This window comes from Nonomuraea cavernae (assembly GCF_014646355.1).
Taxonomy (GTDB): Bacteria; Actinomycetota; Actinomycetes; order Streptosporangiales; family Streptosporangiaceae; genus Nonomuraea; species Nonomuraea cavernae.
In genome coordinates this window covers 295890-315784 of sequence record NZ_BMNH01000003.1, presented here as the reverse complement: position 1 = coordinate 315784, position 19895 = coordinate 295890, and the positions used below count along the sequence as shown (strand labels likewise).

Genomic DNA, 19895 nt, shown 5'->3' with positions numbered 1-19895 from the left:
CCTAACCTAAAGCATCGGCCCGGCCGAGTTTGACAACGTTGTCTGTACGTCCGACATGGGACTTGACATCCTCCCCCTCGTGAACGAGGAGGATTCCCACGGTCGCCCGTGAGAGTTCCTGTTTCGTCGCCGGTCGCCCGCCAGGAAGAGACTTCCTTTGAGGTCTTACGCCAGCTCCGCAGGCGTTTCAGCTCTCCGCCAGCCCGGCGGCGAGAATGTTGCTGGCCGCGTTCACGTCCCGGTCGTGGGAGGCGCCGCAGGCGCATACCCAGGTCCGGACGTGGAGCGGCATCATGGCGGTGACGGCACCGCACGCCGAGCACAGCCTGGAGGACGGGAACCAGCGGTCCACCACGACGAGTCGCCGGCCGTACCAACGGCTCTTGTACTCCAGCATGCCGCGCAGTTCCCGCCAGGACGCATCCGAGATGGCGCGCGCCAGCCTGTGATTCTTGACCATGTTGCGGACGGTCAGGTCTTCCACGGCGATCACTTGGTTCTCGCGAACAAGCCGTGTAGTGACCTTGTGCAGGTGGTCGCGTCTGCGGTCGGCGATCCGCGCGTACACGCGAGCCACTCGCAGCCGGGCCTTGACCCGGCTGGCCGAGCCCTTCTCCTTTCGGGCCAGCGCCCGCTGAGCACGGGCCAGCCTGCGCCGGTCGGCCCGCTCATGGCGCGGGTTGACGATCTTCTCCCCGGTCGACAACGTGACCAGAGCGGTGATCCCCGCATCCACCCCCACCACCTGCTCGACCCGGGGCAGGGGGGTGATCTGCTCCTCCACCAGGATGGACACGAACCAGCGCCCGGCCGCGTCCCTGCTCACGGTCACCGTGGACGGCCGCGCGCCCTCAGGCAGGGGCCGCGACCACACGATGTCCAAGGGCTCGTCCATCTTCGCCAACGTCAACCGGCCGTCGCGCCAGCGGAACGCCGAACGGGTGTACTCCGCGCTCAGGCGCGACTTCTTACGGGACTTGAACACCGGGTATCCGGCCCGTTTGGCGAAGAAGCCGGCGAACGCCGCCTGAAGGTGGCGCAACGCCTGCTGCAACGGGACACACGACACCTCGGCGAGAAAGCCCAGCTCCTCGGTGCGCTTCCACGCCGTCAGCGCCGCCGAAGACTGCGCGTAGGAAACCCCGCGGCCCTCCAGGCGGTAGGCCCGGGTCCGCTCCTCCAAGGCCTTGTTGTAGACCAGGCGCACACAGCCGAACGTCCGGGCAAGCTCGGCAGCCTGCTCGGCAGTCGGATAGAAGCGGTACTTGTAGGCCCGCTTCACGATCTGCGCCACACGGCACACCGTACTGCAAGATCAGCCAACTATCGGACACGTGTTCGATTTGATGACATTGTTCTGGCTTTCCTTCCCGCCCTCAAGGACGGGGTCTCCAGCCTCAAGGAGATGCAATGATCCGAGCGTGAGACCGACGATGAAGGACGTCGCCTCGGCCGCGGGGGTGGCGCTCAAGACCGTCTCCCGGGTCGTGAACGGCGAGCCGGGGGTCAACCCGGCCACGGCGGAGCGCGTGCGCGACGCCATCGACCGGCTGGGCTACAGCCGCAACGAGAGCGCCCGGGTGCTGCGCAGGGGACGCACGTCGACCGTCGGCCTGGTGATCGAGGACGTGGCCGATCCCTTCTACTCCGCGCTGAGCCGCGCCGTGGAGGACGTCGCCATCCGGCACGGCTGCCTGCTGCTGACCGGCTCGTCCGGCGAGGAGCCGGCCAGGGAACGCGAGCTGGTCCGTACGTTCTGCGCGCGCAGGGTCGACGGGCTGATCGTGGTGCCGGCCGGTGGCGACCACTCCTACCTGCGGCCCGAGCTCGACGCCGGCACCCCCGCCGTCTTCGTGGACCGGCCGCCCGGCCCCGGTCTCGACGTCGACACCGTGCTCAGCGACAACGCGGGCGGCGCGCGGCTGGCCACCCGGCATCTGATCGCCCACGGCCACCGCAGGATCGCGTTCCTCGGCGACCATCCGTCGATCTTCACCGCCGCCCGGCGGCTGCACGGCTACCGGGCCGCCCTGGGCCTGCTGTTCGACGAGCGGCTGGTGTCGATGCGCCCGCCCTCGCCGGACACCGCGCGGGCCGACCTGGACCGCATGCTGGCGCTCGACCGGCCGCCCACCGCGCTGTTCACGGGCAACGGCCGGCTCACCGTCACCGCGCTGCGCGCCCTCGGTGGACGGCCCCTGGCGCTGGTCGGGTTCGACGACTTCGAGCTGGCCGACCTGCTCAGCCCCGGCGTGACCGTGGTGGCCCAGGATCCCGGCGGGATGGGCCGGCGGGCGGCCGAGCTGTTGTTCCGGCGGCTGTCCGGCGACGACGGCCCCTCCGAGCACCACGAGTTGCCGGTCCGTCTCGTCCCCCGCGGCTCGGGCGAGCGACCGCCCTGACCCCCCGCCGCCTCACATGCGCCCCGGACGAGCGCCCCCGCCTCACATGCGGTCCGGGAGAGCGGCCCGCCTGGACTCCGGCTCGGGGCGGAGCGCGCCGGCGAGCGCGAGCGCGACGAGGACGCCCGCGCCGCCGGCCGCGACGATGGCCGGCCCGGGGCCGATCAGTTCGCCGAGCACCCCGACCAGCGCCGCGCCCACGGCCTGCCCGGTCATCAGCCCGGCCGACTGCAGCCCGAACGCCTGCCCGCGCACGTCCTCCGGCACCGCCTCCAGGAACCTCCGCTGCAGTCCCAGCTGGTACGCCAGCCCGACCGTGGCCAGCGCTGCCAGCGCACAGGCCCAGACCAGCCCCGGCGAGGCGAGGAAGGCCAGCCACGGCAGCCCGATCAGCACGGCCAGCGGCAGCGACAACCGCTCCCTCCTGGCGGGCGCCACGAACCTGCCGACCACGAACTGTCCCACCGCCATGCCGACGGCAGCCATCGCGAGCACCGCGCCGGCCCGCCCCTGCCCGCCGAGGTAGGGCACGATCATCGCCTCCGCCCCGGCCAGGCACACGGTCGGCAGCCAGCAGGCCAGCAGCAGCGCGCGGACGCGCCGGTCGGCCAGCAGCAGCCGGTTGACCCGCAGCGTGGTGCGGACCGCGCCGTGCTCGCCCGTACCCCTGGCGGGCCGGTACGGCAGGCCGCACCTGAGCACCACGGCGGCCACGGCGGACAGGGTGGCGGTCACGGCGAGCGCGCCGTGCGGCCCGATCAGGGTGAGGATGGCGCCACCGGCGGCCAGCCCCGCGACCTGGGCGCCGGCCGAGGTGACGCCCAGCAGCGAACGGCCCAGCACGAAGGCGTCGCCGGGCAGCACCTCGGGCAGCAGCGCGCTGTGCGCGGCCCCGAACACCGGCGAGAAGAGCCCGGTCACCAGCACCAGCGCGAGCATCGCGGGCACCGGCAGCCCCGCGTAGGCGAGCAGCAGGCAGACGACCACCCGGACCAGCTCACCGGCGATCATCAGCGCGCGCGGCGGCAGCCGGTCGGCCAGAGACAGCAGGAAGATCCCGCCGAAGATGTAGGGCAGCCAGCCCGCCATGTACGCGGCGGCCGACAGCCCCGGCGAGCCGGTCTGGGCGTACACCAGCACCGACAGGGCCAGCATCTTGATCGAGTCGCCGGACACCAGCAGCGCGAAGCCGCCGAACAGCACCCGGAACTCGCGGACCGCGAACACCTCACGGAAGGTGGCTCCGCGTTCGGTCACGTCTCACGCTCCTCAGGTCGGCGGCCCCGGGAGGTGAGGGGCCGCCGGGCACGATGCTGGCGGTACGACCTCGGATGCGGCGACTGTTTCGGATATAACCGAAAGATGTTCAGGATCGAGGTCACTCCGCAGGACGTGGCGGCCAGCCGGTTCGCGATCTCGCCGCTGATCGAGACCATGCACGCGCAGTGGGTCCTGTCGGGCAGGACCGAGGCGGGGATGCACCGGCACTGGGTGGCGCGGTGGCGCGAGCCGTACCAGGAGCTCGAACGGCGGCATCCGGCGCTGCGGGCCGCGACGGCGATCACCGGGAACAGGGGGCACGCGAACGTCGACTTCGTCGCGCCGCCGCCCGCCGGGCTGAGCGTGCCGTTCGCGGCCGAGCTGGCCGCGATGCGCTCGACCCCGGTCGGCCTGGCGCACGCGGAGATCGGCGCGGTGCTGGCGGCGCGGCCCCCGGTGGCCGCGTGGGCCCGCGAGCTGCTGCTCGGCCCCGACGTGGTGCGGCTGCTGGCCGACGCCTACGAGGAGCTCTGGACGGAGATCGTCTCGGTGGCCTGGCCGCGGTTCCACGCGGTGCTGGAGAGGGACGTGATCCAGCGGGCGGGGCGGCTGGCCGCCTACGGCTGGGCCGCCGCGCTCGACGACCTGAGCTCGCAGGTCAGGTGGGACGGTGACGGGTTCATCGGGATCCGGATGGGCAGGCGCGACGAGCGGCACCGGCTCGGCGGCAAGGGGCTGTTGTTCCTGCCGTCGGTGTTCGCGGGCAGCGTCGGGGCCTATCTGGAGGAGGCCTGGCCGTACGCGCTGGTCTATCCGGCGCGCGGCACCGCCATGGTGCCGCCCGCGCCGGCGCCCGGCCTGGCGCTGCTGATGGGCCGCACCCGGGCGCGTGTCCTCGCCGAGCTCGCCGTGCCGGCCACGACGACGCATCTCGCCGCCCTGCTCGGCCAGGGTCTCGGCACGATGGGCGGCCATCTGGCCGCCCTGCGCGGCGCCGGTCTCGTCACCCGGGCACGCACCGGGCGCAGCGTTCTCTACTCCCGCTCGCCGCTCGGCGACGCCCTGGTGGCGGGTTCGCTGCCGTAGTGCCTCCGGACGTGTCGCGGGCACGCGGGGATCGCTAGCCTTTGCCTCGGAGAGCACGAAGGTATAGTCGTTGCGCATCCGTTCAGCAACAATGTTCAAGCCCTAGGGAGCGCGCGCATGAATGCCGCCGACGTCGGACCGGAGGCGCCAGCCCGGTTCCCTCAGGAGCTGATGTACGCGGCCGCCTCGCAGTACTACCTGGAGGACGCGACTCAGGCCGACATCGCCAAGCGGCTCGGCGTCAGCAGGGCGACCGTGAGCCGGCTGCTGACCGAGGCGCGCAAGCACGGCCTGGTCGAGATCAGGGTGCACCGGCCGTCCGCGCTGGAGGAGGGCCCGCTGGCCGCCGAGGTCGCCGCCGCCCTGCGCCTGGAGCGGGTCTACCTGGTGCCCAAGGTCAGCGGCCCGGCGCTCGGCCCGTGGCTGGCCCCGGGGCTGGCCAGGGCGCTCGCCGGGGTGGGCCTGACCTCGGGCGACGTGATCCTGGTCTCCTCCGGCAGCACGATCTACGAGTGCGCGCGCGAGGGGCTCGGCCAGTTCCCCGGCGTCACGATCGCGCCGGCCGTGGGCGGCCAGGAGGATCCACAGCCCTGGTTCCAGACCAACGAGACCACCCGCCTGCTGGCCGAGCGGGTCGGTGGCGTGCCGAGCTACCTCTACGCGCCCGCGCTGCCGGGGCCGGAGCTGTTCTACTCGCTGCAGCACGAGCCGTCGGTGCGCCGGGTGATGGACCTGTGGGGCCGGGCCAAGTGCGCGATCGTGGGCGTCGGCTCACCGCCGGTGATGCGCCAGGTCGTGCCCGCCTTCGTGCCCCGCTACGCCGACAGCCTGCGCCAGGCGGTGGGCGACGTGTGCTCGCGCTTCTACGACCGCGACGGCGAGCCCGTCGGCTATCCGGGCAGTGAGCGGCTGGTGGCGACGGCGCTGGAGGACCTGCGCCGCATTCCGTTCTCCATCGCGGTCGCGGTGGGCCCGGAGAAGGTCGGCTCGATCGTCGCCGGGGCGCGGGGCGGCTATTTCAACCGCCTCGTCACCGACGCGCTGACCGCCGAGGGTCTGCTCACCGCCGTCCGCTGAGTACCCTCAAATGATTAACAGCAGGTCACAGGGGTAAAAACTCCCTGAACACTTTTGCTGGACAAAAGTTCTGGGTGCGCGCTAGCGTGAGTCGCACCGCAGCGCGTTGCCGTGTGTGAGCGGCCCTGTGCCCTGCGGCACCCGGGGGAACGCGACGCAACCAGCTCCGCGAGACGTAGCAAGTGAGGAAAGAACCCTTGAACAGAACTCAGATGCGCACCACGGCGTTCGCCGCCGTGGCGGTCATCGCGGGCGCGGCTCTGACCGCCTGCGGCTCCGACAGCGGCACCACGGACGCCGGTTCCGGTGGCGGCGGCGGCACCGACGCCAAGGTGGCCTTCCTCATGCCCGACCTCGCGTCGACCAGGTACGAGCTCCAGGACAAGCCGCTGTTCGAGGCCAAGATGAAGGAGCTCTGCTCCGGCTGCTCGGTCATCTACCAGAACGCCGACTCCGACGCCGCCAAGCAGCAGCAGCAGGCCAACTCGGCGCTCGCGCAGGGCGTCAAGGCCATCGTGCTCGACCCGGTCGACTCGGCCGCCGCGGCCACCATCGTCAAGACGGCGCAGGCGCAGAACGTGCCGGTCATCGCCTACGACCGGCCGATCCCGGCGACGCCCGCCGACTACTACATCTCCTTCGACAACGAGAAGATCGGCTCCATGATCGGCCAGTCGCTGGTCGACCACCTCAAGGCCGAGAAGATCGAGGGCGGCCTGCTCCAGGTCAACGGCTCCCCCACGGACGCCGCGGCCGGCCTGATCAAGAAGGGCATCCACAGCGCGATCGACCCGAGCGGCCACAAGCTGCTCGCCGAGTACGACACCCCCGACTGGCAGCCCGAGAAGGCGCAGACCTGGGTCAGCGGCCAGATCACCCAGTTCGGCGACAAGATCGTCGGCGTGGTGGCGGCCAACGACGGCACCGCCGGCGGCACCATCGCGGCGTTCAAGGCCGCGGGTGGCAAGGTCCCGCCGGTCACGGGCAACGACGCCGAGACGGCCGCCGCCCAGCGCATCATCTCGGGCGACCAGTACAACACCATCTCCAAGCCGATCAAGATCGTGGCCGAGGCCGCGGCCACCGTCGCCTGGGACTTCGTCCAGGGCAACAAGCCCGAGGGCAAGACCACGCTCTACGACACGCCGTCGGAGCTGTTCGTTCCCACGGTCGTGACCAAGGAGAACATCAAGGAGGTCCTGTTCGACAGCGGGATCATGAAGGCCTCCGAGGTCTGCACCGGCGCCTACGCCAAGGGTTGCGCCGAACTCGACATCAAGTAGATCTCCAGGAGTCCCCCTTGTCGTCCAACCAGCAATCAGACAACGTCCTGTCCCTGCGCGGGATCAGCAAGACCTTCGGCGCGGTCGCCGCGCTGACCGACATCGACCTCGATGTGGCCGCGGGACAGGTCGTGGCCATCGTCGGAGACAACGGCGCGGGCAAGTCGACGCTGGTCAAGATCCTCTCGGGTGTGCACCCGCCGGACTCGGGAAAGATCGTCTTCGACTCGAAGACGGTCGAGATCCCGACTCCGGCGGCGGCCCACAGGCTCGGCATCGCCACGGTCTTCCAGGACCTCGCGCTGTGCGAGAACCTGAACGTGATCCAGAACCTCTTCCTGGGGCAGGAGCTGCGGCCGCTGCGGCTCAACGACGTGGCGATGGAGACCCGCTCCTGGGATCTGCTCCGCCAGCTCTCGGCCAAGATCCCCAGCGTGCGGGTGCCGGTGGCCTCGCTCTCCGGCGGACAGCGGCAGACCGTCGCGATCGCCCGGTCGCTGCTCGGCGACCCCAAGGTCATCATCCTCGACGAGCCGACCGCCGCCCTGGGCGTCGCCCAGACGGCCGAGGTGCTCAACCTGGTCGAACGGCTCCGCGAGCGCGGCCTCGGCGTCATCATGATCAGCCACAACATGGCCGACGTGAAGGCCGTGGCCGACACCGTGGCCGTCCTCAGGCTCGGCCGCAACAACGGAGTCTTCGACGTGAACGACGTCTCCCCCGAGGACATCATCGCCGCCATCACCGGAGCCACCGACAACGCGGTCTCCCAACGGCAGGCGCGCAGGAAGGAAGGGCTCTCCTCGTGAGCACCACGGTCAAAAGCACGGCCACCGACCGCCAGGACGAGCGGCTGCGGTCACAGGAGGGGCTGCGCGGCGCGATCTCCGACGTGGTCGAGCGGGCCCGGGGCGGCGACCTCGGGGTGATCCCGGTCGTGGTCGGCCTCATCGTGATCTGGAGCGTGCTGCAGATCCTCAACCCCGTCTTCCTGTCCAGCGCCAACCTGGTGAACCTCACCCTGGAGTCGGCGGCCGTCGGCGTCATCGCGCTCGGCATCGTGTGCGTGCTGCTCGTCGGCGAGATCGACCTGTCGGTCGGCTCGGTCAGCGGGCTGTCGAGCGCCGTGCTGGCCGTGCTCTTCGTCAGCCAGGGCCTGCCGGTGTGGGTGGCGATCCTGGCCTCGGTGCTCATGGGCGCGGTCGTCGGCTGGGTCTACGCGCAGCTGTACAACCGGTTCGGGGTGCCCAGCTTCGTCATCAGCATGGCCGGCCTGCTCGCCTTCCTGGGCCTGCAGCTCTACGTGCTCGGCAGCAAGGGCTCGATCAACCTGCCGTTCGACTCCGGGCTGGTGAACTTCGCCCAGTTGGCCTTCGTGCCCGACTGGCTCTCCTACACCTTCGCGGTGGTGGCGGCGGTCTGGCTGTTCGTCAGCGGCTACCTGCACGCGAGCGAGCGCCGCAGGGCGGGGCTGTCGTCCAAGACGACGTCCATGCTGGCCATCAGGAGCGCGGCGCTGCTGGTGGTGCTCGCCTTCGTGGTCTGGTACCTCGGGCAGACGCGCGGCATCGGCTGGATGTTCATGCTCTTCGTCGGGATGGTGCTGGTCATGCACTACCTGCTGTCCCGTACGAAGTGGGGCAGGTCCGTCTACGCCGTCGGCGGCAACGTGGAGGCGGCCCGGCGGGCCGGCATCAACGTCAAGGCTGTCTACACCTCGGTGTTCGTGCTCTGCTCGTCCTTCGCCGCAGTGGGCGGCATCCTGGCCGCAGCCCGGCTGGCCGCGGCCAACCAGAGCAGCGGCGGGGGCGACATCAACCTCAACGCCATCGCGGCGGCCGTGATCGGCGGGACCAGCCTGTTCGGCGGTCGCGGCTCGGCGTTCGGGGCGCTGCTCGGCATCATCGTCATCCAGTCGATCTCCAGCGGCCTGACCCTGCTGAACCTCGACTCCTCCATCCGGTTCGTGGTCACCGGCGCCGTCCTGCTGCTGGCCGTGGTCGTCGACTCGATCGCCCGCAAGTCTCGGACCTCACACGGAAGAGCCTGATGGCGGCGATCTGCGTCGACGCCGGCACCACGGTCGTCAAGGCGGTCGGCTACGACGAGGCGGGCGCGGAGGTCGCGGTCGCCCGGCACCAGACCGGTGTGTCCCGTCCCGCGCCCGGCTGGGCCGAGCAGGACATGACCACGGTCTGGGACGCCGTCGCGCGCACCGTGCGCGACGTCGCCGCCCGGACCGAGGGCCCGATCGACTTCCTCGCCGTCACCGCGCAGGGCGACGGGGTCTGGCTGGTCGACCCCGCCGGCGAGCCCACCGGCAACGCGATCCTGTGGAACGACGGCCGGGCCGCCGCCACGGTCGACGCCTGGGCCCGCTCCGGGGTCGCCGAACGCGCCTTCCGCCTCAACGGCAACGTCAGCGCGTCGGGCCTGCCGCACGCGATCCTGAGCTGGCTGCGCGAGCACGACCCCGACCGGCTCGACCGCTCGGCCGCCGGCCTCACCTGCGGCGGCTGGATCTTCTCCCGGCTGACCGGTGAGATCGCCACCGACGAGTCCGACGCGTCGGCCCCGTTCATGGACCTGCGCACCCGAGCCTACTCCCCCGAGCTGATGGCCATGTACGGCCTGGAGTGGGCCGAACGGCTGCTGCCCGAGCCGCGTGACGACACGCGCCGGGTCGCCGCCCTCACCACCGGCGCCGCCGAGTCGCTCGGCCTGCCCGCCGGGACACCGGTCGTGATGGCGCCCTACGACATCGCCTCGACCGCGATCGGCGCCGGAGCCGTACGGCCCGGCCAGGCGTGCGGCATCCTCGGCACCACGCTGTGCACCGAGACCGTCGCCGACCGTCCCGACCTGGACGGCGAGCCGGTCGGCGTCACGCTCGCGATACCGGGCGGCTACCTGCGGGCCTTCCCCACCTTCTCCGGGGGCGAGGTCATCCAGTGGGCCTGCCGGCTGCTCGGCCTGCCCGGCCCGGCCGAGCTGGGCGAGCTGGCCGCGCAGAGCCCGCCGGGCGCCCGCGGGCTGGCCTTCCTGCCCTACCTCTCGCCGGCCGGTGAGCGGGTGCCGTTCTCCGACCCGCTCGCCCGGGGCTCCTTCCTGGGCCTGTCGTTCGAACACGGCCGCGAGCACATCGCCCGCGCCGTGCTCGAAGGGCTCAGCCTCGTCGTCCAGGACTGCCTGGCCGTCTCCGGGGTCGCGGCCCAGGAGCTGCGCGTGTGCGGCGGCGGGTCGGCCAACGCCCTGTGGGTGCGCATGATCTCCGACATCACCGGCCTGCCCGTCCACCGGTCGAGCGACGCCGAGGTCGGCGCGCGGGGCGCCTTCATCGTCGGGCTGGTCGCCACGGGCGCCGCCCCCGGTGTCGAGGTGGCCGCCGACCGGTTCGTCCGGCTGAGCGACGCCGTACATCCGGACCCCGGCCCGTACGACACCGCCTACCAGGACTTCCTTGCCCTGCGCGCGAACAGCGCCCGATCCTGGCCGCTGCTCGCCGAGACACGCGACCGGACTTGGGGCCGTACATGAGCGTGTGGATCGGCATCGACCTCGGCACGCAGAGCGTGCGCGCGATGGCCGTCGACGGGACCGGGCAGGTGCTCGGCGCGGCGAGCCGGCCGCTGACCAGCCACCGCGACGGGCCGAGACACGAGCAGGACCCCGAGCAGTGGTGGCGTGAGCTGGCCGCCGCCACCCGCGAGGCGCTGCGCGACGTGCCGCCCGGCCGGATCGACGGCGTGGCCGTCGACGCCACCTCTGGAACGGTCCTGCTCACCGACCGCGACGGCGATCCGCTGACACCCGGCCTGATGTACGACGACCGGCGGGCCACCGGCGAGGTCGAGCGGGTCAACGCGGTGGGCGCGCCGGTGTGGGAGCGGCTCGGCTACCTGCGCATGCAGCCCAACTGGGCGCTGCCCAAGCTGCTCTGGCTGCTGCCGGACGCCCCCGCGGGGGCGCGGGCGGCCCACCAGAGCGACTTCGTCAACCGCCGCCTGACCGGCCACGACGTCGCGACCGACCTGAGCAACGCGCTCAAGACGGGCGTGCACCTGATCGACGAGGACTGGCCCCGCGAGGTGTTCGACGCGCTCGGCGTGCCCGCCTCGATGCTGCCCCAGGTCGTACGGCCCGGCAGCCGGCTGGGCACGGTGTGCGCCGAGGCCGCCGAGGCCACCGGCCTGCCCGCGGGCACCCCGGTGATCGCCGGCGCCACCGACGGCTGCGCCGCCCAACTGGGCGCGGGCGCTCTGACGACGGGCAGCTGGAACTCCGTGATGGGCACCACGCTCGTGCTCAAGGGCGTCACCCGCGAGCTCATCCACGACCCGCTGGGCGTCGTCTACTCGCACCGCGCGCCCGACGGCTCCTGGCTGCCGGGCGGCGCGTCCAGCACCGGCGCGGGCGTGCTGGCCCGCGACCTCGCCGGCCGCGACCTCGACGCGCTCAGCCGCGAGGCCGCCGCCCGTTCCTGGGCCGACCCCGCCACCATCTATCCGCTGGTCTCGCGGGGCGAGCGGTTCCCGTTCGACGCTCCAGCAGCGGAGGGCTTCACGCTCGGCCACGTCTCGGACGACGTCGAGCGCTACGCCGCCATCCTGCGCGGGGCGGCGTACATCGAGCGGCTCTGCTTCGACTACCTCGACCTGCTCGGCGCGCCGGTGGACGGCGAGATCATCCTGACCGGCGGGGCGACCCGCAGCGCGTACTGGAACCGGCTGCGCGCCGACGTGCTCGGGCGGCCGGTGACGCTGCGCGAGAACGCCGAGCCCGCGCTCGGCATGGCCGTGCTCGCCGCCGGGCCGGAGGCGTCGGCGAGCATGATCCGCACCCGCGAGGTCGTCCAGCCGGACGGCACCGACCTGCGCGAGCACTACCTGCGCTTCGTCGACGAACTGGAAGGCCGCGGCTGGCTCCCCTCGCCGGCCGCCGCCCACGCCCGCGAGAGGACCACCCGATGACCGACCTGGTGCTGGTGCGCCACGGCGAGACCGTCTGGCACGCCGAGAACCGCTACGCCGGGCTCAGCGACATCGAGCTGACCCCACGCGGCCACGACCAGGCCGCGCGCCTGGCCGGCTGGGCCGCCTCCGCGGGCCTGTCGGCCGTCTACTCCTCCACCCTCAGCCGGGCCCGGATCACCGCCTCGGCCAGCGCCCGCGCGGCGGGGGTCGAGCTCCAGGTGGACGCCCGCCTGGTCGAGCTCGACTTCGGCCAGGCCGACGGGCTGACCGCCGCCGAGATGCACGGGCGCTTCCCCGAGGCGCGGGCCGCGTTCGAGGCCGACCCGGCCGCGCACCCGCTGCCCGGCGGCGAGGACCCGCACCGGGCCGCCGACCGGTTCGTGGCCGCCCTGCGCGACATCCACGCCGCCCACCCGGACGGCCGGGTGCTGGTGGTCGCCCACACGACCGCCATCAGGCTCGCCCTGTGCGGGCTCATCGGGGTGCCGCTCGGCTCGTACCGGCGGCTCTTCCCGCGCCTGGACAACTGCGCCGTCACCGAGCTGCGCGTGCGGGCCGGGCAGGTCGCGATCCTGCAGTTCAACTCTCCGATTGGAGTCATGCGTTGACACTTCGAGTCCTTGCGGCCGGTGACCACTTCGTCCAGAACCGCCTGTTCGCAGACGCGCTCCGGCGCGAGGTTCCCGGCGAGGTCGAGATCCGCGAGCTCACGCTGCCGTGGCCGGTGGTGCCGTTCGGCCGGGTGGGCGAGGTCGACGAGGCGTCCGACGTGGAGGACGAGCTGATCGAGGCGCTGCGGGGCGTCGAGGTGTGCGTCACGCAGATGGCTCCCCTGACGCGCCGCGTCCTTTCCGCCAGCCCCGACCTCAGGCTTTTCGGCGTCAGCCGTGGCGGCCCGGTCAACGCCAACCTGGAGGCGGCCACCGAGGCGGGCGTCGCCGTGACCTTCGCCCCCGGCCGCAACGCCGTCGCCACGGCCGAGCACACGCTGGCCATGCTGCTCGCCGCCACCCGCCGGATCCCGACGACGCACGCCGACCTGGCCACGGGCGTGTGGCGGGGCGACTACTACCGCTACGAGATGGTCGGGCCCGAGCTTGACGGCAGCACGGTCGGCCTGGTCGGCTACGGCGCGATCGGCCGCCGGGTGTCCCGGATGCTGGCGGGCTTCGGCGCGCGGGTGCTGGTCCACGACCCGTACGTCGACCTGCCGGGCAAGGTGAGCCTCGACGAGCTGCTCACCCGCTCGCGCTTCGTCTCGCTGCACGCCCGGGCGACGCCCGAGACCACCGGCATGATCGGCGCCGCCGAGATCGCCCGGATGCCCGCCGGGTCCGTGCTGGTCAACTGCGCCAGGGGGGCGCTGCTCGACTACGACGCGATGTGCGACGCGCTGGAGTCCGGCCACCTGTTCGGCGCCGCCGTGGACGTCTTCCCCGAGGAGCCCATCCCCGACGGGTCGCGGCTGCTCACGACGCCCAACCTGGTGATGACCCCGCACCTGGCCGGGGCCAGCAAGGAGACGGCGATCAAGGCGGCGCGGATCGTCTCGGCGGACGTGGCCCGCTACGTGCGCGGCGAGCCGCTGGCCCACTGCGCCAACCCGGCCTTCGCCGCCTCCTGAGCCGCGGCTCGTCCCTCCGCTCAGCCCCGGGGGGCTCAGCCCTTGAGGGCGCCCGCCATGAGGCCGCGCATGAAGAAGCGGCCCAGCAGGACGTAGATCAGCATCGTCGGGATCGAGGCCAGGATCGCCGCCGCCATCTGCTGGCTGTACGGGGTGGCCTGCGCGCCGGCGATGTTGTTGAGCATCACGGTGGCGGGCCAGCTCGTCGGCCCGGTGAGGAAGACGGCGAACAGGAAGTCGTTCCACAGCGCGGTGAACTGCCAGATGATCACTACGGCGATGGCGGGCGCCGACACCGGCAGCACCACCGACCCGTACGTCCGCAGCATCCCCGCGCCGTCGACCCGCGACGCCTCGATGAGCTCGTCGGGGATCGTGACGTAGTAGTTGCGGAAGATCAGCGTGCAGATCGGGATGCCGTAGACCACGTGCGCCAGCACCAGCCCCGGGATGCCGCCGTAGAAGACGCCCTGCAGCCCGGTCAGCTCGTTGAGCCCGACCAGCAGCTGCACCAGCGGGATCATCACGCCCTGGTAGGGGATGAACATGCCGAACAGGAAGAGCGTGAACAGCAGGTCGGCGCCCGGGAAGCGCCACTTGGACAGCACGTAGCCGTTCATCGAGCCCAGCACGCACGACAGCAGCGAGCCGGGCACCGCGAGCAGCACGCTGTTCCACAGCCCGGGCGCCAGCTTCTCCCACGCCACCCGCCACGCCTCGAGGGTCCAGGTCTGCGGCAGGTTCCAGGCCTGTCCGGGGTCGGCCTCGGTGAGCGGCTTGAAGCTGGTGACCAGCAGGACGTAGATCGGGATCAGGAAGATCGCCACGAAGGCGATCAGCACCGCGAGCCGCAGCCCGGTGAACACCCGCCTTCGCCCGGCCACCGCCGTCATGTGCGCCTCTCCTTGCGTACGGACCAGACGAGGTAGGGGATCACGAAGATCGCGACGCTCAGCACGATGTACGAGGCGATGGTGGCGCCCTTGGCCGGATCGTGGGAGTCGAAGACCGCGACCCACATGAACACCGCCGGCACGTCGGTGATGATCTGCTTGCCCGACACCGCCACGATCAGGTCGAACACCTTCAGCGAGATGTGCCCGAGGATGATCAGCGCCGAGAGCGTCACCGGGCGCAGCAGGGGCAGCACGACGTGCCGGTAGACGCCCCACTCGGTGCACCCGTCGACCCGGGCGGCCTCACGCAGCTCCTCGGGGACGCCCCGGAAGCCAGCCAAAAACAATGCCATGACATATCCGGACATCTGCCACACGGCCGGGAGCGCCATCGCGGCCATCCCCCAGTCCGGATCCCGGAACCACTGCCACTGCGGCAACCCGATCGCGTCGAACAGCCGGTTGAGCCCGACCGCCCGCTCGTCCATGCCGGAGTTCATCAGCCACCGCCACACGATGCCGGTGGCGACGAACGAGATGGCCATCGGGAACAGGTAGATCGCCCGGAACGTGCCCTCGCCCCTGATCCCCTTCTCCATCAGGAAGGCCAGCAGCCAGCCGAGCACCAGCGCGCCCAGCACGAACACGATCGTGAAGACGATCGCGTGGTTGACCGAGATGTGCCATCGGGGCTGGTCCCAGAGGCTGATGAAGTTGTCGAGCCCGACGAACTTCCCCTCGGTCACCTCGTCGTGCTCGTCGGTCATGGCCAGCCGGAAGTTCCAGCCCAGCATGCCGTACACGAACACCCCGATCGCCACGATCGACGGCGCGACCAGGAGCAGTCCCGGCAGCCAGGTGCGTGCCCGCCTCACAACCACTCCCTCCAAGGAGTACGGCAGGCGCCCGGGGATGGACGCCTGCCGGTACGTGGGTTACTGGGCGTTGGCCGTGGCCGCGTCGGCCAGGGCCTTCTGCAGGGCGGCGACGTCCTTGGTGCCGAGGAACAGGCCGACCGCCTCGTTGATCGAGGCCAGCCACGGCTGGTTCACCGAGACGCCGTGCTGGATCGAGCCGGCCAGCTTGTCGCCCGACCAGTCCTTCAGCGCGTCGGCCAGGTAGTCGGTGTAGAGCGCCTGGTCGGCGTCCTTGCGGGCCGGGATGGAGCCCTTCTTCGGGTTGAAGGCGTCCTGGCCCTCCTTGCTGGCCGCGACCTTGAGCCAGGCGAGGGCCCCGTCACGGTTCTTCGCGCCCTTGGGCAGGGTGAAGCTGTCGGACAGCCACAGGTAGGTGCCCTCGGTGCCGGGAGCGGGCGCCCAGTCGAAGTCGGTCTTCGACGTCTTGCCCAGGCCGCCCTCCGGCGGGTTGTGGAAGTAGCCGTAGGCCCAGTCGCCCATGATGTTGAACGCGGCCTCGCCGTCGGCCACCTGCTTGGCGGCGGGCTGCCAGTCGTCCTGCGGGTCGCCCGCGTACGACATGATCGTCTTGAAGCTCTCCAGCGCCTTGGTCACCTCGGCGCTGTTCCAGTCGGCGCCCGGCTTGAACAGCGCGTTGTAGGCGTCGGTGCCGAGCGAGCCGAGCAGGACGCTCTCCAGCAGGTGGGTGACGGTCCACTCGGAGCCGATGGAGAGCGGGATCTTGCCCTTGGCCTTGACCTTCTGCAGCGCGGCGGTGAACTCCTCGATCGTCTTGGGCGCTCCGGCGACCCCGGCCTCCTTGAGGACCCCGGGGTTGAACCACAGGACGTTGGAGCGGTGGATGTTCACCGGCACCGAGTAGATCTTGCCGTCGACGCTGATCTGGTCGATCAGCTGGGCCGGGAAGACGTCCTGGAGCTTGAGCTCGTCGTAGAGGGAGTTGAGCTCCTCCAGGTCGCCGGCCTTGATGTAGCCCTGCAACTCCGCGCCCGCGTGCCCCTGGAAGGTGTCGGGCGGGGTGTCGGCCTGGAGCTTCGACTGCAGCAGCGCCTTGGCCTTGTCACCCGAGCCGCCGGCCACCGCCGCGTCGAAGAACGTGAACGAGGGGTTCTGCTTCTCGAAGATCTGCTTCATCGCCTGCAGCCCGTCGGCCTCTCCCGGCCCGGTCCACCAGGAGAACACCTCGACCTGCTTCGCCGCGTCGCCACCGCCCGTGGTCGGCTCTGCCGCCTGGTCGCCGCCACAGGCGGACAGGCTCAGCGCGCTCGCCATGGTGATCGCGACGGCCGCCATCCACCTTCGTCGCATCGCACTCCATCCCTTCGATACCCCGAGGTGAGTTGACAACGAAGAGAGTTGACAACGTTGTCAGTAGGGCAATCAAGCCATTTCGCACTCACGGGCGTCAAGGCATGTGCGGTAACAGGTCCGCATACGCAACCGGCCCTGCACGGTCGCGCGGAAGTCGCGGAAAGCGCCGATGTATGTAGGGCGAGGCGCGCCCGCCGGGCGGAGGAGGGACCGCGTGACCTGGGAGGTGCGGGCTCGGACCCTGCGCGGTCCGAGCCCGCTGTCACGCGGCCGGAGCCCGGCCCCCACCCCTCCGAGGAGACCCGGCCTCACGGGAACGCGTGACGTCCACGGCGGACCGGCCGCGACGCGTCGTGCGCGGGAAGCTCCAGGCAGGAGGAGCCAGAGACGCGGCGCGCCGTGGCCGGCCACAGGCAGAAACGCTAGGCGCGCGGGCCGGGAACGCGCATGCGCCGAGATGGCCATTCGAGGATGTAGTCGCGCGCGGCCCCGATGTGTAGGACGCGTCCGGATCAACGGCTCCCGCCCACCCCGCGCCGCGATTCGAGGGGGAAGTGCCGACCCGCCGGGCACAACCAACGGTATGGCCGACGAACCCCTCGAACTCGGCGAGATCTCCCTGTCCGAGTGGCACATCCACACCGACCAGATGGCCGAGGCGGGTTTCCTGACCATCGCCAGACGGCTGCCCTCCCTCGTCCGCCAGGCGATGGGCATGGCCTGGCGGGCCAGCCCGCGCGACACGGTGGCGACGGTCGTGCTGAGCCTGCTGGGCGGCGTCTTCACCGCGTTCGGGCTGCTCGCCACCACCGGCGTGCTGACCGCGCTCTTCGAGGAGGGGCCGACGCCCGAGCGGGTGCGAGCGGCGCTGCCCAGCCTGGTCATGGTGGGCGCGGCGGCGGCGCTGCGCACCGCGACGCAGGCGGGCGCGGGCTGGGCGCAACAGCGGCTCGAACCCCAGATCACCCGCCTGACCGAGGAGCGCCTCTACGGCCTGACCAGCCGGGTCGACCTGGTCGCCTACGACGACCCGGAGTTCCATGACGCGCTCCAGCGGGCCCGGATGCGCGGCGTGGCCACCGCCGACTCCGTGGTGGCGCTGGCCGTCGACGTGGTCACGGCCGCGATCGGCATCGCGGCGGTGGCCGGGGTGCTCGGCGTGCTGCACCCGGTGCTGCTGCCGCTGCTCCTGCTCGCCGTGCTGCCCGACGCGTGGGCCACGGTGCGCGCCGCCCGGATGCGCTACTCCACGCTCTACGCGCTCATCCCGGCTCACCGGCACAAGTGGATCATCGCGGAGTTACTCGCCAACCGCAGCCCGGCCGCCGAGGTCCGTTCGTTCACCATGCGCGGTTTCCTGCTGCGGTTGTACGACTCGGTGGCGCGGGCCGAACAGGAGGTGCTGCTCCGGCTGGCCAGGCGGCAGACGATCGCCAGGATCGTCGGCGAGGCGCTCGGCGGGCTCGGCAGCGCCCTCGTCTACGTGGCACTCGGCGTCCTGCTCGCGGTCGGCGCGATCCCGCTCGCCGTGGCCGGCACGGCCGTGCTCGCCATCAGGTCGGGCCAGTCCTCCCTGGCCAACCTCCTGTACGCCACCAACCGCCTCTACGAGGAGGGCCTCTACTTCACCGACTTCGTCGAGTTCTGCGATCAGGCCGAGGGCCGCCTGGCCGTGTCACGTCCCGGGCGGCCGCCGGCGCGCTTCGAGCGGATCAGCGTCGAGAACGCCGCCTTCACCTACCCCGGCTCCGAGACCCCCGCGCTGCGCGGCGTCTCGGTCGAGATCAAACGCGGTGAGGTCGTCGCGTTCGTCGGCGAGAACGGCTCGGGCAAGACCACCCTGGCCAAGATCCTGTCGGGCCTGTACGAGCCCGACACCGGGCGGGTCACCTGGGACGACGTCGACCTGCGCGAGGTCGATCCCGAAGCGATCCGCCGGCGCACCGGGGTCATCGCCCAGGATCACACACGCTGGCCGCTCAACGCCCGCTACAACATCACGATGGGCACCGGCAAGGGCGAGGCCGCCCTGCACACGGCCGCCGCGGTGGCCGGGGCCGACGAGGTCATCGCCGAGCTCCCCCACGGCTACCGCACGCTGCTCGACCGGCGCTTCAAGGACGGGCACGAGCTGTCGGGCGGCCAGTGGCAGCGCATCGCCGTGGCCCGCGGCTTCCACCGGGAGGCCGACCTGCTCATCTGCGACGAGCCGACCGCCTCCCTCGACGCGCGGGCCGAGCACGCGCTGTTCGAGCGGATCCGCGGCCACTCCGACGGACGGACGGTGCTGCTGATCACCCACCGCCTGGCCAGCGTCCGCTACGCCGACCGCATCTACGTGCTCGACCACGGGCTCGTCACGGAGGAGGGCGACCACGAGACGCTCATGGCGCTCGGCGGCCTCTACACCGAGCTCTACACCCTGCAGGCCTCGGCCTACCGCTGACCGCCCGACGTGGAGGTGGAATCGGGAGTGGGAGCCGGTCGCACGCCGCCCGACTCGGTCTTCTCGTCGGGGAAGACCCACTTCCGCAGCGCCCAGAAGCGGAAGACCATGGCGATCAGCGTGCCGATGATCTGCGCGCTCATGAAGTCGGCGATCTCCTGGGTCAGCAGGCTCACCTCCGGGGTCTCCAGACGGAACACGTACCGGGAGATCCATAGCGGCGCGGAGCTGAGCACCAGACCGACGCCACTGACCAGGAAGAACAGCGCCGCCTCGTGACGGCGCTCACGGCCGCCCCTGGTCCGGAACGACCATTCGCGGTTCAGCACGTAGGACACGATCGTCGCCACGAGCACCGCGATGATCTTCGCGGTCACCGGCTTCGGTTCCAAGAAGGTGAGCTTCAGCCCATAGAACACCGTGTTGTCCACTAAGAACGCTGTTCCACCCACCGCCGCGAACTTCAGCGGTTCGCGGTGCTTCAGCGCGAGTGCGCGCAGTGGTTCCGGCAATCTCGCGACTACTGCGTTGGCTATTCGGAGCACCCCCGATCTTCTCACCAGTCGAACAGCGCCGCGGGTTCCGCGGTTCCGTGGGCAATTCCGGCCGGTCATGGGCGC

At 71.4% G+C, this 19895-nt stretch carries 16 protein-coding genes and 1 pseudogene; 11 read left to right on the top strand and 6 right to left on the bottom strand.

The window, feature by feature from the left end; translation table 11 throughout:
- Positions 1–100: 100 nt before the first annotated feature.
- Positions 101–1294: pseudogene (locus IEY82_RS08275) on the bottom strand (RNA-guided endonuclease InsQ/TnpB family protein); the annotation flags it as partial.
- A gap of 127 nt (positions 1295–1421) precedes the next feature.
- On the opposite strand from IEY82_RS08275, the gene IEY82_RS08270 reads away from it, so the two are divergent.
- Complete coding sequence (locus IEY82_RS08270; RefSeq protein ID WP_372459690.1) at positions 1422–2402, top strand: LacI family DNA-binding transcriptional regulator; 981 nt, start codon at positions 1422–1424, stop codon at positions 2400–2402.
- Positions 2403–2444: 42 nt separating this feature from the next.
- Here IEY82_RS08270 and IEY82_RS08265 read toward each other — a convergent pair whose 3' ends face one another.
- On the bottom strand, positions 2445–3659 hold the full coding sequence (locus tag IEY82_RS08265; protein ID WP_189123409.1) for an MFS transporter: 1215 nt from the start codon (positions 3657–3659) through the stop codon (positions 2445–2447).
- Positions 3660–3764: 105 nt separating this feature from the next.
- On the opposite strand from IEY82_RS08265, the gene IEY82_RS08260 reads away from it, so the two are divergent.
- The 9 genes from IEY82_RS08260 to IEY82_RS08220 all read left to right on the top strand — a co-directional run bounded on the left by IEY82_RS08260 (position 3765) and on the right by IEY82_RS08220 (position 13705).
- A complete protein-coding gene (locus tag IEY82_RS08260; RefSeq protein WP_189123408.1) occupies positions 3765–4748 on the top strand; it encodes an ArsR/SmtB family transcription factor in 984 nt (327 codons plus the stop codon).
- A gap of 117 nt (positions 4749–4865) precedes the next feature.
- Positions 4866–5825: a sugar-binding transcriptional regulator gene (locus IEY82_RS08255; protein WP_189123407.1), complete on the top strand. Its 960-nt coding sequence runs from the start codon at positions 4866–4868 to the stop codon at positions 5823–5825.
- A gap of 197 nt (positions 5826–6022) precedes the next feature.
- Positions 6023–7108 (top strand): ABC transporter substrate-binding protein, encoded by a 1086-nt coding sequence (locus IEY82_RS08250; RefSeq protein WP_225262409.1) that lies wholly within the window; start codon positions 6023–6025, stop codon positions 7106–7108.
- 17 nt (positions 7109–7125) lie between these two features.
- Positions 7126–7917, top strand: coding sequence for an ATP-binding cassette domain-containing protein (locus IEY82_RS08245; protein WP_189123406.1), 792 nt, complete (start codon positions 7126–7128; stop codon positions 7915–7917).
- Entirely contained in the window at positions 7914–9158 is a 1245-nt protein-coding gene (locus tag IEY82_RS08240) for a sugar ABC transporter permease (protein ID WP_225262408.1), read from the top strand. Before IEY82_RS08245 ends, IEY82_RS08240 begins: the two co-directional genes overlap by 4 nt.
- Positions 9158–10645 (top strand): FGGY-family carbohydrate kinase, encoded by a 1488-nt coding sequence (locus IEY82_RS08235; protein WP_189123405.1) that lies wholly within the window; start codon positions 9158–9160, stop codon positions 10643–10645. The genes IEY82_RS08240 and IEY82_RS08235 overlap by 1 nt, the downstream gene beginning before the upstream one ends.
- The gene (locus tag IEY82_RS08230) at positions 10642–12078 is read left to right on the top strand and encodes an FGGY-family carbohydrate kinase (protein ID WP_189123404.1); all 1437 of its coding nucleotides are present in this window, start codon (positions 10642–10644) and stop codon (positions 12076–12078) included. The genes IEY82_RS08235 and IEY82_RS08230 overlap by 4 nt, the downstream gene beginning before the upstream one ends.
- Entirely contained in the window at positions 12075–12689 is a 615-nt protein-coding gene (locus IEY82_RS08225; protein ID WP_189123403.1) for a histidine phosphatase family protein, read from the top strand. The genes IEY82_RS08230 and IEY82_RS08225 overlap by 4 nt, the downstream gene beginning before the upstream one ends.
- The gene (locus IEY82_RS08220) at positions 12686–13705 is read left to right on the top strand and encodes a 2-hydroxyacid dehydrogenase (RefSeq protein WP_189123402.1); all 1020 of its coding nucleotides are present in this window, start codon (positions 12686–12688) and stop codon (positions 13703–13705) included. Before IEY82_RS08225 ends, IEY82_RS08220 begins: the two co-directional genes overlap by 4 nt.
- A gap of 35 nt (positions 13706–13740) precedes the next feature.
- Here the strand turns inward: IEY82_RS08220 and IEY82_RS08215 are convergent, their stop codons facing one another.
- The 3 genes from IEY82_RS08215 to IEY82_RS08205 are packed head-to-tail and all read right to left on the bottom strand — an operon-like array spanning position 13741 to position 16826.
- Entirely contained in the window at positions 13741–14598 is an 858-nt protein-coding gene (locus IEY82_RS08215; protein ID WP_189123401.1) for a carbohydrate ABC transporter permease, read from the bottom strand.
- Positions 14595–15476, bottom strand: a complete 882-nt coding sequence (locus IEY82_RS08210) for a carbohydrate ABC transporter permease (RefSeq protein ID WP_189123400.1) — start codon at positions 15474–15476, stop codon at positions 14595–14597. Before IEY82_RS08210 ends, IEY82_RS08215 begins: the two co-directional genes overlap by 4 nt.
- Before the next feature lie 60 nt (positions 15477–15536).
- Positions 15537–16826, bottom strand: coding sequence for an ABC transporter substrate-binding protein (locus IEY82_RS08205; protein WP_189123399.1), 1290 nt, complete (start codon positions 16824–16826; stop codon positions 15537–15539).
- A 586-nt stretch (positions 16827–17412) separates the two neighbouring features.
- Between IEY82_RS08205 and IEY82_RS08200 the strand changes: the two genes are divergently transcribed.
- The gene (locus IEY82_RS08200; protein WP_189123398.1) at positions 17413–19275 is read left to right on the top strand and encodes an ABC transporter ATP-binding protein; all 1863 of its coding nucleotides are present in this window, start codon (positions 17413–17415) and stop codon (positions 19273–19275) included.
- Here IEY82_RS08200 and IEY82_RS08195 read toward each other — a convergent pair.
- On the bottom strand, positions 19266–19889 hold the full coding sequence (locus IEY82_RS08195) for a GtrA family protein (protein ID WP_189123598.1): 624 nt from the start codon (positions 19887–19889) through the stop codon (positions 19266–19268). The two genes, IEY82_RS08200 and IEY82_RS08195, sit on opposite strands and share 10 nt — an antisense overlap.
- Positions 19890–19895: the final 6 nt, after the last annotated feature.

Coding starts and splice junctions, on each gene's coding strand:
- IEY82_RS08260 (WP_189123408.1), top strand. CDS start 3,765: ATGTTCAGGATCGAGGTCACTCCGCAGGACGTGGCGGCCAGCCGGTTC.
- IEY82_RS08255 (WP_189123407.1), top strand. CDS start 4,866: ATGAATGCCGCCGACGTCGGACCGGAGGCGCCAGCCCGGTTCCCTCAG.
- IEY82_RS08235 (WP_189123405.1), top strand. CDS start 9,158: ATGGCGGCGATCTGCGTCGACGCCGGCACCACGGTCGTCAAGGCGGTC.
- IEY82_RS08230 (WP_189123404.1), top strand. CDS start 10,642: ATGAGCGTGTGGATCGGCATCGACCTCGGCACGCAGAGCGTGCGCGCG.
- IEY82_RS08225 (WP_189123403.1), top strand. CDS start 12,075: ATGACCGACCTGGTGCTGGTGCGCCACGGCGAGACCGTCTGGCACGCC.
- IEY82_RS08215 (WP_189123401.1), bottom strand. CDS start 14,598: ATGACGGCGGTGGCCGGGCGAAGGCGGGTGTTCACCGGGCTGCGGCTC.
- IEY82_RS08205 (WP_189123399.1), bottom strand. CDS start 16,826: ATGCGACGAAGGTGGATGGCGGCCGTCGCGATCACCATGGCGAGCGCG.
- IEY82_RS08200 (WP_189123398.1), top strand. CDS start 17,413: ATGGCCGACGAACCCCTCGAACTCGGCGAGATCTCCCTGTCCGAGTGG.
- IEY82_RS08195 (WP_189123598.1), bottom strand. CDS start 19,889: ATGACCGGCCGGAATTGCCCACGGAACCGCGGAACCCGCGGCGCTGTT.